The sequence below is a fragment of the Heyndrickxia oleronia genome (assembly GCF_017809215.1).
In the GTDB taxonomy this organism is placed as follows: domain Bacteria; phylum Bacillota; class Bacilli; order Bacillales; family Bacillaceae_C; genus Heyndrickxia; species Heyndrickxia oleronia.
Map to the genome: position 1 here is coordinate 3,407,841 of NZ_CP065424.1, position 15,367 is coordinate 3,423,207.

The window sequence follows — 15,367 nt, forward strand, 5'->3', positions numbered from 1 at the left end:
AGTCCTTTCTATCCAAATAGTTTAGATGTATTTTAACACAGAATTTAAAGATTAGCCATAACTTTCTGAAATCATTAAGCGTAATAGCAATTAATTAACATCCATGAGCCTTCCTTTAAACGCTTCATTTTCTTCCAGCTTTCTATAACTTTAAAAATTGCTTCTGTTTTTTCCTTAGACATTTGAAAAAAATTGCATACATCTATTAATTCCACTAACTGTTTCATCTGATAGGAGTTAATATTTTGTGCTCTATGTGGAAGAGGGGGAATATTAATTGGATTATTATCTATAATGGTCTGAAGAGCATGAGCAATAAATGTCCAATCATTGTGTTGGATATTTTTTAGTTGCTGCCAGCGTACTAAATTAGGGATATATATAAATTGATAATAAGCTGGATCATCAATTAAATTATCTACCTCTGTACTGCAAATCCCTCTAAGTAAAAAATCCTGCCGAATGTCTTGTCTCTCATTTTCAAAAATGTCATTGAGTATTTTTAAAACAAGTATATCTTGTATACATTCTAAATTTTGACCGTCCACTATTCTTTCACATTTGGAAAGAACGTTCTGAAATTGATCAACGTCCATATCAATTTCCCTCCTATCTTATAACTTTACATAAATAGCAACATTGTTTGAGAAAAGAGCTGAGGATAAAAAGAGCCCTAATTTATCGATGTAAATTAAGGCACTATTTGATTAAAATGATGATACTGGATAGCTAAGGATGTATAGAAAGGGTGCTTATTGCTCTACCATTGGTGACTGTATATATGCATATAATAAACGCTCTGTATTTAAAATAGATGTTTCATGTGTACGCTCAAATGCGTGCGATGATTCTATTCCTGGACCAACCAGCCCATGTACAATATCAAATCCTGCACGAATGGCAGCCGATGCATCAGAGCCATAAAAAGGGTAAATATCAACTTTATATTCTATTTGGTTTTCCTTCGCCAAATTGACCAAATGTTTGCGTAAACCATAATGATATGGACCACTTGAGTCTTTCGCACAGATAGAAACAGTATATTCATCTGATGCCTGACCGTCACCTAATGCGCCCATATCAACCGCCAAATATTCAACTGTTTCTGGTGTAATATTTGAATTTCCTCCATAACCTATTTCCTCATTATTTGAGATAAGAAAATGTGTTGTATAAGGTAATTCAATATTATTTTCTTTAATATGTTTGATAAGCTTTAACAAAATAGCCGTACTTGCCTTATCATCTAAATGCCGTGATTTGATGTATCCTGATTCGGTAATTACTACACGAGGATCGAAAGAAACAAAATCCCCCTCTTCAATTCCTAAAGCACGTACATCTTGTTCGTTAAATACCTTTTCATCAATTCGAACTTCAATATTATCTTCATTTCGTTCCGCCTTGCCTGCATCTTTATATACATGGACAGATTGTTGATGCATTAAAATGGTTCCTGTATATGTTTTTCCAGTAGAGGTTTCAATTTTGCAATATTCCCCTTCTACTGAGTTCCAACGAAAACCACCAATCATCGTTAGTTTTAGTCGACCATTTGCTTTTACTTCTTTAACCATTGCCCCTAAAGTATCAACATGAGCAGTAAGCATTCGATGCTGCTCATTGTTTTTACCTGGAATTGTAACGATTAGTCCACCCTTACGATTTCGATACATACTTACATTGGTCTCTTTTAAATACTGCTCACAAAAATCAATGACTTGCTTCGTATTTCCTGAGGGACTAGGTATTAAAACTAACTTCTGAATTAATTCCATTGTTTCTTTGGAATTGCCATATGTATTCATGTGTATCTCTCCTATTTTTTATTTCAACTTTTATTATATTGAAATATTTCGAAACAAAATAGTCATTCGCATTATTTTTTCGATTTTTCTAATAGTATTGTATAATTATGTAAGAGGAGGAATGCGTAATGGAACAACACCGATTTCTTTTAAAAGCAGATTGGCCCGGTGGTAGAAATGATGTTGGGTTTATAGAAACAAGTAATTTAAAAACAAAAATATCAATTCCAACAGAAATGGATGGCCCCGGAATTGGTACAAATCCTGATGAAATGTTACTTGGGGCTGCGGCTACATGTTATATCATTACACTTGCAGCAATGATGGAAAGACGAAAAATTCCTGTTGAAAGCTTAACACAAGAATCAGAAGGCATCGTTGAGGTTGATAAAGGTGTAATTACATATAAAAAAATTATTCACCGTCCAAAAGTGATCTTGGAAAGAAATTGTACAGCAGATCAGATTGAAACAGTAAAACAGCTAACAGAACGTGCAGAAAAAAGCTGCATGATTTCTAGGGCTATCCAAGGAAATGTAGAAATTGGCTTGGAGGCAATTGTGGAGCTGGCAAATTAGTGAAAATGGGATGTCTCGAAGTGAGCGCTAGCTATTTATGAGACATCCCTAAAATGATCTACCCTATTGGTAAGCGAATGATAAAGGTGGTACCTTTATTTAAGACACTTTCGACAGTTAAGCTTCCATTGTGTTCTTCAATAATATTTTTACAAATCATAAGTCCAAGTCCATTCCCAGATTTCTTTGTTGTAAAAAATGGTGTACCTATTTTATGTAACATTTCCTTAGATATTCCACATCCTTCATCACTGATAGAAATGTTTACATACTGTTTCTTTCTTTCCTCAATGCGAACAATCAATTTCCCACCATTTTTCATAGATTCTATCGCGTTTTTTATTATGTTTATAAATAACTGTTTAATTTTTGCTTCATTACAGCTAATTTGAATGGGCTTTTTAGGGTAAAAAGTATGTATTTCAATATTATGGCTATTTGTTTCTGGTTCTAAGAGAATGATGCTACTATTTATTAATTCATGTAAATGATGCAATTGATTCTTTCGCTTCATTGGTTTACCAAGGATCATTAATTCTTTAGAAATAATTTCTATCCGGTTAATTTCATTTTTTATCACATTAAAATAATGATTATTATGTATAATTCCCGACTTCATTAATTGTAAAAAACCCTTAACAGATGTTAATGAATTTTTTATTTCATGAGCAATTCCGGCTACCAACTCTCCAGTTAATGATAATTTTTCTGTGTGCTCAATATAGTCCAACATCTTTTTCTCACTGGTAATATCTTTTGATATGGAGAGAATTTCTACAGGCTGATAATTTCTATCTCTCACAATGGATAATGTTGTTTCTACCCAAATCAAATGACCATCCTTATGCATCATTCGATATTTAACGGTGTCGATGTCATGTTTAAGCTGAGTGAACTTTTCTCTTATATCTATTCGATCTGGATCAATAATAAATTCGAAACATGATTTTCCAATCATCTCACTAGGAGTAAAACCTATAATAGATTCTGACATGGAAGAAACAAAAGTATAAACACCATTTAATTTTAAACGAGCGATAATGTTATTTTCACATATCTGCCTTTTGTTTACTTTTTGCTCACAATTATTTGCATTAGGCATCAATCCTTTGCCTCCTTCCAACTGTAAATTTTCCAGTTAGATTGCTTTGATAATACTTAATAACATGGTAAATCAAACCAATGTCCTTATAACTATATTACTAAATTCATGACTTTTGAACCATATATTAAAATGATTAAATCTTGCAAGTGTTATTACTATTTCGTTGGAGACACTAATTTTATGCAAAGGAGGTGTTTTTGATGTTAAAAAGGAAAGAACTAAAACCAACCATTGCACCAGGAATGAACGATGCGGAAGAATTAAATGAAGAAGCAACCGAACAGGATATTGAAACTGGGGATTATACAAGTGTGACAACATTATCCTGGGATGAAGTGGATCCAAGTGAAACTTAACGATTTATTTTTGACAGCTACAAAAGCTGTCTTTTTTGCTTCTTTAAACGGAATTTTTTTACTACTCGCATTTGGAATGACGCAAAGTCAGGAAACATGTAGAATAACATTATCTAGATGTATGTTAGGAGTGTTAATAAATGAGACTTGCAACAATAGGTACTAACTGGATTACTTCAACTTTTATCGAATCTGCAAAAAAAACAAATCAATTAACTTTACAAGCTGTCTATTCTCGTTCAATGGAAAAAGCAAAGGAATTTGCAGCATTGCATGGGGCAAAAAATTATACGGATAATCTTCAAGAACTTGCAGAAAATCCTGAAATTGATATTGTTTATATTGCATCGCCGAATTCCCTGCACTTTGAACAAGCAATACTATTTCTTACCCATAACATCCATGTTATTTGTGAAAAACCTATTTTTCCAACTACAAAGGAATTGGAAGAAGCATATAAAATAGCTGAGCAGCATGGGGTTTACTTATTTGAAGCAATACGAAACATTCATACCCCAAATATGGAACAATTAATTAATCATTTATCTTGCATCGGGAAGGTACGGAGTGCAAATCTCCACTATATTCAATACTCTTCGAGGTATGATGCATTTTTAGACGGAAACATCCCTAATGTCTTCTCACCAAAATATTCAGGCGGGGCATTGGTTGATTTAGGAGTATATCCACTTTCACTTGCAATCAAACTTTTTGGAGAACCTGAAAACATATCCTATCATCCTGTTATTTTAAATAGTGGTGTGGATGGAAATGGTACTCTTATACTAAAATATAATGATTTTACCTGTACGATTATGTGCTCAAAAATTTCTCAGTCCTTTATGCCCTCAGAAATCCATGGGGAATCTGGAACCATTGTTTTAAACAGCGTCACACCAACAACTTTAGAATGGATTGACCATAAATCAAATAAAAGAACATCATTTGAAGTACAACAAGATGAACATGATATGATCTATGAAATTAACACCTTCATTCAAATCATCCAAACAAAAGATAACAACACATACAACGAATTAAAGCAATTAAGTACAACAGTCCTTTCAATAACAGAAAAAGCTCGAAAAGATAATAATATCACCTTCGGGGTCTGACCCCCACCACTTTAAAGCGATAAAGCAATACATACAATTTTTATTTTGGGACAACCTACTATCGAATGAGCTAGGAGGTTGTCCATGATGTATGAAGAAGAACGATTTGATCAGTTTGAGGATATTGCTAATATTTATTTAGATAAGAAATATTCAATTTGTCATTTTTGTGACGGTTATGGTTATGATATATACTCTAATATTTGCGAACATTGTTCAGGGGTAGGAAGGATTTAGTTTTTGTTTTCGTAGAAATTCACTAAAATTCTACAAATTCCCCTTCACTTATGGTACATAGTTACTATATAATGAATATGACTATATACTTAGGGGGAACAGTATCGTGATAAGAGAGGATGAATATCTACTTTTTATCAAAGAAATGGGACGCCTTTTTCAAGATTTTAATCATTGTAAAGATGAAGAGATCAAAAAAGAAATTCTCGATGATATTATGCTATTAAGTAATGTGATCAACCCAGATCATGAGCTTTCTTTTCGTGCAATCGTATAATTCTCTATAATCAATCCTAGTGATGTTTCTCCATTACTTTCTCAAATAATTTTTCCTCCAAAAATACATCAAAAACTATAATAAATATAGCTTATTTTATAGGAATTTGGTAACATGTGATTATTACATCGCCTTTTCATAAATTTTCTAGTTACTTCATAAATTTTATGAAAGGTATAAATTTAGAGATTCATTTGGGGGTATTCCTATGAAAAAGATTGCTCTTGTTGCATTTTCCGCAATTGTCTTTCTAATGCTCATATTTATTATTGTAATGGAGATCTATCCCTTTTCCTAAATAGATATACATAAAAAACCTGAATTCTTTGCAGGTTTTTTTTATGTATTTTTTCATTTATATGGCAATGATATTGAATAGAACATTATAGCGAAAGGATCGTCGGATTGTGCTAAAGCTAGCTATGGAATACTTACCATTTGTAGGGTTTGGTTTTACTACTATTGTTTTTATCATTGCTTTTAGTGCTAGTTTAATAAAAAAAGTCAAAAAAGGTTGATATTTACGAAAGCTTAATTATGAATTAACAAAATCTTAGTAATTCTTCTATACACTTACATTGTATCCAAAAAAAAGATACTTTCCCCCTTTTGGAGTGGGTTGACTTGGTTCTGCCGAGTTTACCTACTCTTAAATTTTCAATTATATTCAGCTTATCTCTTTCCAACAAGCTTCAACCATTTCACTCCTCAATTTGGATTAGCTCTAGGGTCTGCAATTAGAAAGATATTGTACATTATTCTGTTTTTTATATTGAATCAAACGATGAGCTCCCCAACCAAAATGATTTCGATCAGTAGCTTAAAAGACATGGCCAACACTAGTTAACCACCCAGTCTTAAAGCGATTGCTACTAATCACACATGGTGTATAAATGCAGCTAGTCAATCGATTCAAAGTGATATTAGACCTTTATTTACACTTGCATGTTAGAAAAAATGGGTTGGTACATCACTAAAAGATGCCATGTGAAAAAGAGTTTAAAATTCACTCCTTATTACAATCCTCCGGGAATTCCAAAAAAAGCAACCAAATGTCAAGATTGTTTAACGATTAGTACAGACATCACACCTATACTATATCTAGCATTAACTAGTCTTTTTTCAGATATAGTATTTCTTTTGAAGTCTAGCTTCTTGTTAAACAATCTTTTTTCTATGATTTTTAACCAAATTACTAATAAAATGTTCTGAACACATTTATCACAGTATTGGACATCCGTCGTTTCCAAGACAATAAAACGGAATAGGATACATTAAAAGGCTACTTTCACATAATTTTTATGCAAAAAACACTTTCATTTTTTCCAATGTGATAATGAGTATAGCATGATAATTAGTTGCAGAAAGGCCAATACAATTATAGAAGGGACTATCTTCATGAAGGTACTTTTTATCGATAGCAACGAAGTTTTAATGAACCTACTTCCAAATGGTTTTTCAAGTGCTGGACATGAGATTATGATCTCTGGTTCTATTGCAGACTTTACACATCTTTCCACGATGATGGACCAATTTTCTCCAGATTTAGTCGTAACATATGGTTGGGGACAGGAACAAACTCATGAAAAACAATATATGATAAAAACCTGTGTTCAAGCTAGACAAATTCCGCATGTCTATTGGTCAGTTGAAGATCCACTTTATACAGATAACTTTGTCGTTCCATTAATTATGGTAAGTCAACCTGATTATATTTTCACTATTTGTCCTTCCAAAATTAGTTATTTTCAATCTTTAGGATTTCGTGCTGGTTACATGGATTGGGGCGTTCAGCCAACCATTCATTACCCAACAACACCTGACCCTCAGTATGCCGTTGATATTGCAGTTATTGCTAATTCCTATGATTGGATATTGAATCAATATTCAGTCGATCAACGCATGGAATCGATACGAAATTTAGTCATTCCTCTTGTAGCAAACAATATCAGAGTTGATATTTGGGGCAAAGGCTGGCAGGAAATGTTTGCATATTTGGGACTTACTATTGATCCAACTTGGTTGCATGGTCCTCTTCCCTTCCATGAATGCAACAAGGTGTATAATTCTGCAAAAATTAATATCGGCTTTCAGAATTACACAACACAGGTAACTCAACGAACTTATGAAGTTCTTGGAGCAGGAGGCTTTTTATTATCTCAAGATACACCTGCTGTTCGGCAACTGTTTGAGCCAGGCAAACACCTTGTAGTATCCTCTTCTCCTCAGGAAACGCTAAATAATGTTATCTACTATTTACAAGCTGAAGGAGAAAGACAAACCATTGCAAATCAAGGATATACAGCAGCCCTTCAACACACCTATCGCAATCGAGTTGAATATATGCTTCAAATTCTTAGAAACGAGGGTATTTTGTCACTTTAAACTTTTAAATGTAATAGCCCATTAAATATCTGTTAAACAAACAATTTTTATATTGAAAGGATGTATTCAATGAGAGTATTTTGTTTTGATAGCAATGATGCAATGATGCATTTGCTCTCAAATGGTTTTCGTGATGCAGGTCATGAAGTATTAGTAATGGGGGCAGACAATTTAGATGCCGTCGTAAATTCTCTGGAACTTTTTAAGCCAGAGCTTGTGATTACAAATGGTTGGGGATTAGAACAAACGGTTGAAAATCAAATTTGGATAAAAAACTACGTAAAACCTAGGAATATTCCGCATGTTTATTGGTCAATTGAGGATCCTTCATTTACATCAACCTTTGTACTACCCTTAATCCAACGTACTGAACCAGATTATGTTTTTACACTTACTGCACCTATAGTTGATTATTACCGATCTCTAGGAATTAAAGCAGCACATTTAGATTGGGGCTATCAGCCATCGATTCATCACCCTGTACCACCTATACCTGAGTATAATTTTAATATTGCCTTAGTAGCCAATTCATATGAATGGGTCTTTGATACTTGGAATATTGATTACCGCATTGAATCAATGAAACAATTGATTTGCCCTTTAATAGAAAACAATGTACGTATAGATATTTTCGGAAAAGGGTGGGAAAAAATAAATCCTTATATCGATATGGAAATCAATCCAGATTGGATTCATGGGACTGTGCCCTATCTCGATTGTAAAAAAATATATAGTTCTGCGAAAATAGTCATTGGATTACAAAATTTCACTACTCAAGTCACCCAACGGACTTATGAAATACTTGCGGCAGGCGGATTCCTTTTAACATCTGACACCCCTGCAGTAAGACAGCTTTTCTTACCTGGTCGTGACTTAGTGGTGTCCTCAAGTCCCTATGAAACATTAAATTTGGTACATTATTACTTACAAAACGAATGGGAAAGAAAACAGATTAGTAGCCTAGGAACAGCTGCAGTCCAGCCCCACACTTATAAAGCTAGAGCTGAATATATTTTAAATGTTTTAAAAGCAGAGGGTATCTTACCAGCACTATAAAATACAATTAATATCTTTTGAAGAATGAAAAAAAGATATTTCTTCCAAACTCCAATAAGGAAATTAGACTTTTGTTAATAAGTGTATATGAATGAGTGGTGAATATAATTTGAAAGCAATAAAATTCGGTATTGCTGGAGTTGGAGTAATGGGCAAAAACCATTGCAGAATTTTAAGTATTTTAAAAAATGTAGATTTTATAGGTATTTATGATAAAAATCAAAGTGTTTGTGAAGACATTGCTAATACTTATCAAGTGACAGCTTTTTCTTCTTTTGAAGATATGCTTTCTAAAGTGGATGCAGTCATTATTTCTGTACCAACAACATTTCATTATAGTTATACTTACGAAGCTATTCAAAATGGCAAACATGTATTTGTAGAAAAACCGTTTGTTAGTTCATTAAAGGATGCTGAGAAATTAATTGAATTCAGCAATACCATTCAAAACTGTGTCATCCAAGTAGGACATATTGAAAGATTTAATCCAGTCATTCAAAGGTTGAATGACATAATGGATTCCTCAAAAATTATTAGTTTGGAAGCAAGTCGGTTATGTGCAACGGAACGAAATCTTGATGTAGATGTCGTTCTCGACCTTATGATCCATGATATTGATATTATTTTAGACCTTGCGAACAGTCCTTTAGTAAGTGTAACAGCCATAGCTGCTTATTCATCACAAAAGGATGCACAGCCCAATATCGTTAATGCATTATTAAGGTTTGAAAACGGGATTATTGCAAGTCTTATTGCTAATCGTACTTCCCAAAAATCCCTTAGAACGATTTCGGTTACTGAACAAGAACGTGTTCTTACAGCGGATTACTTGACGAAGGAACTTCTTGTTTATAATAGACCTATTTTCAATCAATACCTTTCAACAACGATTGATAACTCAATTGAAAAAATCAAAGTACCTCCTATTGAACCTTTGCAGGCAGAAATCCAGCATTTCATACAATCGATTCAAAACAAACAAACACCTATTATTAGTACTAGTGAGGCAACAAAGGCACTATCTGTTGCTATGAAAATAAAAGAGTCAATTAGAAATGGCAAAACCATCTTCTTCGATTAAGTATCAAATGATATGACACGGTAACAAAAAGGTAAACATATTATTCTAGAGGAATGATTTTATGAAAATAGAAGATATTAAAGGTTCATATGATTACATCGCAAGCATTGGTGATAACTGCCAGCCTGCCCATCAATTAGACCGATTACAATTGCGAAAGTCTTCCGGACCATTTGATTGGATTGCAACACGTTCATTAGATGTTATTAGTTTACTTATAAGTAATAGATTCACAAATTTCATGGATAATAAATACCTTGTCATCGATGGCCAGGATCCTGGTAGTCACTACTATAATGTCAGAGAAACATTCTATAACCTCTACTCAATGCATGATTTTCCTATAAGCAATGATTGGACAGCATCGTATACGGAAGCGAAAGCTAAATTTGATAGAAGAGCCCAACGCTTTTTACATCAATTAGAAAACTGTCAATCCATTCTACTCGTTCGATTAATGGGAACCTCTGAAGAAGCTGTAAGATTAAAATCCGTCTTATCAGGAATTGTAAAAGGAAACTTTACCATTCTTCTCATTAATTATCATGACAATAATGAAGTGTTAGATCTTAACTTGATCGATGAGAATATTTGCTCGGTCCTCATTCCTAATGACCCAAATCGATGGGAAGGGAATGATGGTGCATGGAGTGCATTGTTTAATGGAATCACATTGACTGGAAATTGATTAGGAAATAATCATTTCTAAGGCTAGCCCTTTAGTTTAGACAATAAATTTATATTGTTTAAAGCTAAAGGGCATTTTCATTATTTATAAGAGAGTAACGATTAAAATCTTTTGTAGCACTGAGCAATTTGCAGTTGTTTTATACCTGGAGTTATCCTAACCCCTCTCTTTTTATTACCTCTATTCATGAAAATAAAATTAAGCATAATACTCTTTTGATATGCTCAATATTCCCCACCGACCGCTATTAAAATTGTCAGTTTCTCTTTATATATCAATATAACCAATTTTTCCCGCAAGAAGTAAGGAATATGTTTTTTTCGTCCAATTACATAGCGATTTTATATTTAATGTTTTTCAAGGAATAAGTCTTACTCAATAGAGTCAGTAAAGAAATCGGATAAAGAAATAATTTTGTGGAAAACTAGTTTTAATTAAAATTGACTAAAGGTGACATCAAATGAATAATTACTCGAATGACAATACCGCTAGACGCTATGTAGCAAATGTAAGTGTTGTGGGTACTACTCAAGTACATTTAAGAAACCCTTATATAATCGGGTGGTGGTCTGCTGCCTTCCCGGGTTTCGGTCACCTTCTTTTATCAAAGTACATTAGAGGCTATATGCTATTTATGTGGGAAGTTATCGTAAATTTAAAATCGCATCTTAATCTTGCTATGGTTTATTCCTTTCAAGGTAAAATTGACTTAGCAAAGGATGTTTTGGATACAAGATGGCTTCTTATGTATATTCCAGTTTATCTCTTTGCTATCTGGGATAGTTATCGTACTACGATTGATCTGAATAAAGTTTATTTATTAGCAGAACACGAAAAGCATCGAATTAATTCTTTTAGTTTAGGTGCGATAGAAATCAATTATCTAGACAAAAGAAGTCCCTTTCTATCAGTAATTTGGTCGCTTTTTATTCCAGGACTGGGACAACTTTATATACACAGAATATTAACTGCCTTTTTCGTCATCATTTGGTTAGTTATATTTTTTTATTTTTCACATGCTTTAGAAGCGATCTCCTTATTATTTTTAGGAAAGGTTCAGAAGAGTATATCAGTTCTGGATCCACAATGGCTTTTATTTATTCCATCAGTCTATGGGTTTTCGATTTTCGATTCTTATATGAATACTGTTGAAAATAATAAGCTTTATGAAAAGGAACAAAGGAAATATTTACAAGAACATTATCAAGCTTCAAGCTTTCGAATGATAAAAGGGCAAAAAGTGAAGTGATTAGTATGCAATTATATTCAACATTTGAAAATAGCATTTTTTTAGAAATGGCTATAGCTACTTTAGAGAAGAAAGGGATCAATAAGGAGGATATTTTCGCTGTTCCCTTGGACAATCGTACAGAAGAAAGAAAAATGTTTGATTCTATTCATCGTTCAGATGGAACATCACTTGTTGATATCGGAATGGCACTTGCGACAGGATTTTCTGTGATTGGTGCTAGTATTGGTTTTAAACTCTCATGGGGCCCTATTTATTGGGGGTTAATTAGTGCATGTATCGGATTTGTTTTGGGATTTATTATTAGACTTTTTATTGAATGTGTAATTAAAAAGAGAAAAAGAATTTTAAAGGGAAAGCATTCTGAAGTTATTCTAATTATCAATTGTGAAGAAAATCAGGCAGAGTTTATTGAAAACATACTTTGGAGTCACTTTGCTTTAGGAGTAGCTAAAATAATGCATACGTAGAAAGGACATTTGCTTTGTGGAAATTAATCATTTTTATATTTATCATTTTTAACATAATAGCCTATGTTATTCCTAAAAATATAAACAAAATAGAAATATATGCAACATGCTTTTTTGCTTTTTCCTATGGTTTAATAACCGATATAATATTGGATTTACACTATCATCTTTATGGTTATATCCATAAAGGATTTGACTGGGGAGGATTACTCAGTACTTTTTTATACTTTCCTTCAATCAGCTACTTATTTCTTAATTTTTTTCCTTTTAAAAAGCGGTTGTTACGCAAAATATATTATGTTCTAGGATGGTCTATATTCTCTATTATTTTTGAATGGTTTACTTTAAAAACTGGATTTTTTTACTATACTGAATGGAAAATCTGGTATTCAGGTTTATTATATCCACTCATATTTTCATCACTTGTTCTCAATATGAAATTCGTTAAAAGGATTAACCAATAACTTTATAGTCAAGGCCTTAAAAAGGCTGGGGTAACCTATACGCTGACGGTCAAAATTAATCATTTTACATCAAAGTAATAACCGTAAATTTAATACTTAAGCATTTTATCATTTACAGCTGATATTTTTTTGGTTACATCACTAAATAGTTAAACACTCCCTATTAGATCATGTAGGAGTCATTACCAATTTTCTTTAAATATACTTTTAAAAAAAAGAAACTAATTTAATTGGAATAAGAAATTCTACTTTTTATTGCAATAATCTTGTTACGTAATATAACATAAAATTAGAGTATAAACGAATATCTCCAAGGGAGCCTATTATGTCAGAAAACATAGCATTTAAAAATGCAAGTATTGAAGATTTACCGATTATTGTTGATATTTATAACTCAACCGTTCCAAGTCGAATGGTAACTGCTGATACTGAACCTGTATCAATAAACGATAGATTAGATTGGTTTAATGAACATAATCCTAACAAAAGACCTTTGTGGGTTGTAGAATATGATGGCCAAATTTGTGGTTGGGTAAGTCTTCACTCTTTTTACGGAAGACCAGCTTATAATGCTACTGCCGAAGTAAGTATTTATCTTCATGAAAGTTTTAGAGGTAAAGGACTTGGGAAGAAGATTCTAAAAAAAGTTATAGAGGAATGTCCTAACCTTAGTATTGATACCTTACTTGGATTCATCTTTGGACACAACGAGCCCAGTATTGGCCTATTTTCAAGTTTCGGTTTTGAGAAATGGGCTCATCTACCGGAAGTTGCTATATTAGATGGGCTTAAGAGGGATTTAATTATTATGGGAAAAAAGATTTCTTAGCTTTATAAAATTAGTGATTGATTTGATAAATCAAGGAAAATATTGAATCTAACTCATTAAGAGTTGAATTTCCAATTGAAGGAAAAACGTAAAAACCCTAGAACCGTTAGGCTCTAGGGTTTGGTTTATGATTCTGACTGGGCTCGAACCAGCGACCCCCACCCTGTCAAGGTGGTGCTCTCCCAGCTGAGCTACAGAATCATAATAATATGCTAGGACAATAATAAATATAAGTGAATTCAATTTATATGTCAATATTTTTTTGAATAAACATAGAAAGTATTTCCTTTTTTATTTTTTCGAAGTAATATTAGTTATATGAGATAGGAGGATGAATCTTGACAACATCAAAAAGCACCATTAAAGATTTTATGTTTGATAGTAAGGAATTAGGGGAATCATTAAATATCTTGGTATATTTGCCAGCCAATTTTTCACCATTATATAAATATAATTTATTAATTGCACAAGATGGGAAAGATTACTTCCAGCTTGGGAGGATTGCACGCGTCGCAGATGAATTATTAGAAAAAGGCGAAATTGAAAACGTTATTATTGTTGGCATTCCTTATCAAAATGTTCAGGATCGCAGAAAAAAATACCATCCAGATGGTGAACAAAATGCTGCCTACATACGATTTTTAGCGCATGAGCTTGTTCCATATTTAGATCAGCACTATCCTACATTACATGTTGGGAATGGACGAGTTCTTATCGGAGATTCTTTAGGCGCAACAGTATCATTAATGACTGCTGTGAAATACCCAAATATATTTGGGAAAGTCATTTTACAATCACCACTTGTCGATGAAAAAGTATTAGAAGCCGTTCGAAACCATCCTAATCCGCAATTACTGGATGTGTATCATATTATAGGTTTAGAAGAAACAGAGGTTAAAACCACTAATGGATCAATAGAGGATTTTCTGACACCAAATCGCGAGCTACATCAGCTTTTTGAAGAAAAAGGGTATCCTAATTTTTATGAGGAATTCGATGGGAATCATACATGGAAGTTTTGGCAACCAGATTTAAAAAGAGCATTAAAAATGACTTTTTAGCATGAAAAGTGTTTATTATGTTAAATTTTCCGAAAAATTGTTATAATAGTAGTATTCTATCCAACAAATTTTAAGGAGGTAATAAAATATGAAATACGGTATTGTTATGTTTCCATCTAAACAGCTACAAGATCTTGCAAATTCCTACAGGAAAAGATACGATCCCCATTATGCGTTGATTCCTCCACACCTTACTCTTAAACATATCTTTGAATCTTCTAATGATGAAATAAAAGATATTACGGAAAAACTTACTAAGCTTACCAAACAATTCAAACCCATGAAAGTGAATATTACAAAGGTGAGCTCTTTCCAGCCCGTTAATAATACGATTTATTTCAAAGTTGAACCCACAGAAGAATTAGAGCAACTACACAAGACATTGTATGCTGAACTACCTGGTGGAGAACCTGAGTATGCTTTTGTTCCTCATATTACGATTGGCCAAAAACTATCCAATGATGAACACTCAGACGTATATGGTCAGCTTAGGATGCTTGGGATCAATCATGAAGAAATTATTGATAGAATCCACTTATTATATCAGCTTGAAAACGGATCCTGGACCGTTTATGAAACATATCGCTTAGGAGAGGAATAATTATAAC

General features: G+C 32.9%; 18 protein-coding genes and 1 tRNA gene. 15 read left to right on the top strand and 4 right to left on the bottom strand.

The features are described from left to right. Positions 1-74: 74 nt before the first annotated feature. Together I5818_RS17000 and I5818_RS17005 are read right to left on the bottom strand one after the other, a co-directional pair. Entirely contained in the window at positions 75-596 is a 522-nt protein-coding gene (locus I5818_RS17000; protein WP_071976554.1) for a type I restriction-modification system subunit M N-terminal domain-containing protein, read from the bottom strand. A 156-nt stretch (positions 597-752) separates the two neighbouring features. Next, positions 753-1,808: a M42 family metallopeptidase gene (locus I5818_RS17005; protein WP_078110752.1), complete on the bottom strand. Its 1,056-nt coding sequence runs from the start codon at positions 1,806-1,808 to the stop codon at positions 753-755. Positions 1,809-1,936: 128 nt separating this feature from the next. On the opposite strand from I5818_RS17005, the gene I5818_RS17010 reads away from it, so the two are divergent. Then, on the top strand, positions 1,937-2,386 hold the full coding sequence (locus tag I5818_RS17010) for an OsmC family protein (RefSeq protein WP_078110753.1): 450 nt from the start codon (positions 1,937-1,939) through the stop codon (positions 2,384-2,386). A gap of 58 nt (positions 2,387-2,444) precedes the next feature. Here I5818_RS17010 and I5818_RS17015 read toward each other — a convergent pair whose 3' ends face one another. Then, positions 2,445-3,488: an ATP-binding protein gene (locus tag I5818_RS17015; RefSeq protein WP_180212995.1), complete on the bottom strand. Its 1,044-nt coding sequence runs from the start codon at positions 3,486-3,488 to the stop codon at positions 2,445-2,447. 203 nt (positions 3,489-3,691) lie between these two features. On the opposite strand from I5818_RS17015, the gene I5818_RS17020 reads away from it, so the two are divergent. The 12 genes from I5818_RS17020 to I5818_RS17070 all read left to right on the top strand — a co-directional run bounded on the left by I5818_RS17020 (position 3,692) and on the right by I5818_RS17070 (position 13,698). After that, the gene (locus tag I5818_RS17020; RefSeq protein WP_169846899.1) at positions 3,692-3,847 is read left to right on the top strand and encodes a hypothetical protein; all 156 of its coding nucleotides are present in this window, start codon (positions 3,692-3,694) and stop codon (positions 3,845-3,847) included. Between the two features lie 140 nt (positions 3,848-3,987). Next, positions 3,988-4,962: a Gfo/Idh/MocA family protein gene (locus I5818_RS17025; RefSeq protein WP_078110041.1), complete on the top strand. Its 975-nt coding sequence runs from the start codon at positions 3,988-3,990 to the stop codon at positions 4,960-4,962. An 84-nt stretch (positions 4,963-5,046) separates the two neighbouring features. Then, positions 5,047-5,199: a hypothetical protein gene (locus I5818_RS17030; RefSeq protein ID WP_209391792.1), complete on the top strand. Its 153-nt coding sequence runs from the start codon at positions 5,047-5,049 to the stop codon at positions 5,197-5,199. A gap of 106 nt (positions 5,200-5,305) precedes the next feature. Then, the gene (locus I5818_RS17035; protein WP_169793004.1) at positions 5,306-5,476 is read left to right on the top strand and encodes a hypothetical protein; all 171 of its coding nucleotides are present in this window, start codon (positions 5,306-5,308) and stop codon (positions 5,474-5,476) included. A gap of 1,398 nt (positions 5,477-6,874) precedes the next feature. Next, positions 6,875-7,861, top strand: coding sequence for a CgeB family protein (locus I5818_RS17040; RefSeq protein WP_169846897.1), 987 nt, complete (start codon positions 6,875-6,877; stop codon positions 7,859-7,861). Positions 7,862-7,930: 69 nt separating this feature from the next. Further along, the gene (locus I5818_RS17045; protein WP_071976548.1) at positions 7,931-8,917 is read left to right on the top strand and encodes a CgeB family protein; all 987 of its coding nucleotides are present in this window, start codon (positions 7,931-7,933) and stop codon (positions 8,915-8,917) included. Positions 8,918-9,026: 109 nt separating this feature from the next. Next, entirely contained in the window at positions 9,027-9,998 is a 972-nt protein-coding gene (locus I5818_RS17050; protein WP_158022217.1) for a Gfo/Idh/MocA family protein, read from the top strand. 61 nt (positions 9,999-10,059) lie between these two features. Next, positions 10,060-10,686 (top strand): DUF1796 family putative cysteine peptidase, encoded by a 627-nt coding sequence (locus I5818_RS17055; RefSeq protein WP_071976546.1) that lies wholly within the window; start codon positions 10,060-10,062, stop codon positions 10,684-10,686. A 460-nt stretch (positions 10,687-11,146) separates the two neighbouring features. Then, the gene (locus tag I5818_RS17060; RefSeq protein ID WP_071976545.1) at positions 11,147-11,935 is read left to right on the top strand and encodes a hypothetical protein; all 789 of its coding nucleotides are present in this window, start codon (positions 11,147-11,149) and stop codon (positions 11,933-11,935) included. A 5-nt stretch (positions 11,936-11,940) separates the two neighbouring features. Further along, a complete protein-coding gene (locus tag I5818_RS17065) occupies positions 11,941-12,405 on the top strand; it encodes a hypothetical protein (RefSeq protein ID WP_071976544.1) in 465 nt (154 codons plus the stop codon). Positions 12,406-12,419: 14 nt separating this feature from the next. Next, positions 12,420-12,869 (top strand): CBO0543 family protein, encoded by a 450-nt coding sequence (locus I5818_RS26465; RefSeq protein WP_071976543.1) that lies wholly within the window; start codon positions 12,420-12,422, stop codon positions 12,867-12,869. 325 nt (positions 12,870-13,194) lie between these two features. Further along, on the top strand, positions 13,195-13,698 hold the full coding sequence (locus I5818_RS17070) for a GNAT family N-acetyltransferase (RefSeq protein ID WP_078110055.1): 504 nt from the start codon (positions 13,195-13,197) through the stop codon (positions 13,696-13,698). A 128-nt stretch (positions 13,699-13,826) separates the two neighbouring features. Here I5818_RS17070 and I5818_RS17075 read toward each other — a convergent pair. Continuing rightward, positions 13,827-13,899, bottom strand: a tRNA-Val gene (locus I5818_RS17075). Between the two features lie 170 nt (positions 13,900-14,069). On the opposite strand from I5818_RS17075, the gene I5818_RS17080 reads away from it, so the two are divergent. Both I5818_RS17080 and I5818_RS17085 read left to right on the top strand, forming a co-directional pair. Next, positions 14,070-14,759 (top strand): alpha/beta hydrolase, encoded by a 690-nt coding sequence (locus I5818_RS17080; RefSeq protein ID WP_390883609.1) that lies wholly within the window; start codon positions 14,070-14,072, stop codon positions 14,757-14,759. Positions 14,760-14,847: 88 nt separating this feature from the next. Then, positions 14,848-15,360: a YjcG family protein gene (locus I5818_RS17085; protein ID WP_071976541.1), complete on the top strand. Its 513-nt coding sequence runs from the start codon at positions 14,848-14,850 to the stop codon at positions 15,358-15,360. Positions 15,361-15,367 lie beyond the last annotated feature (7 nt).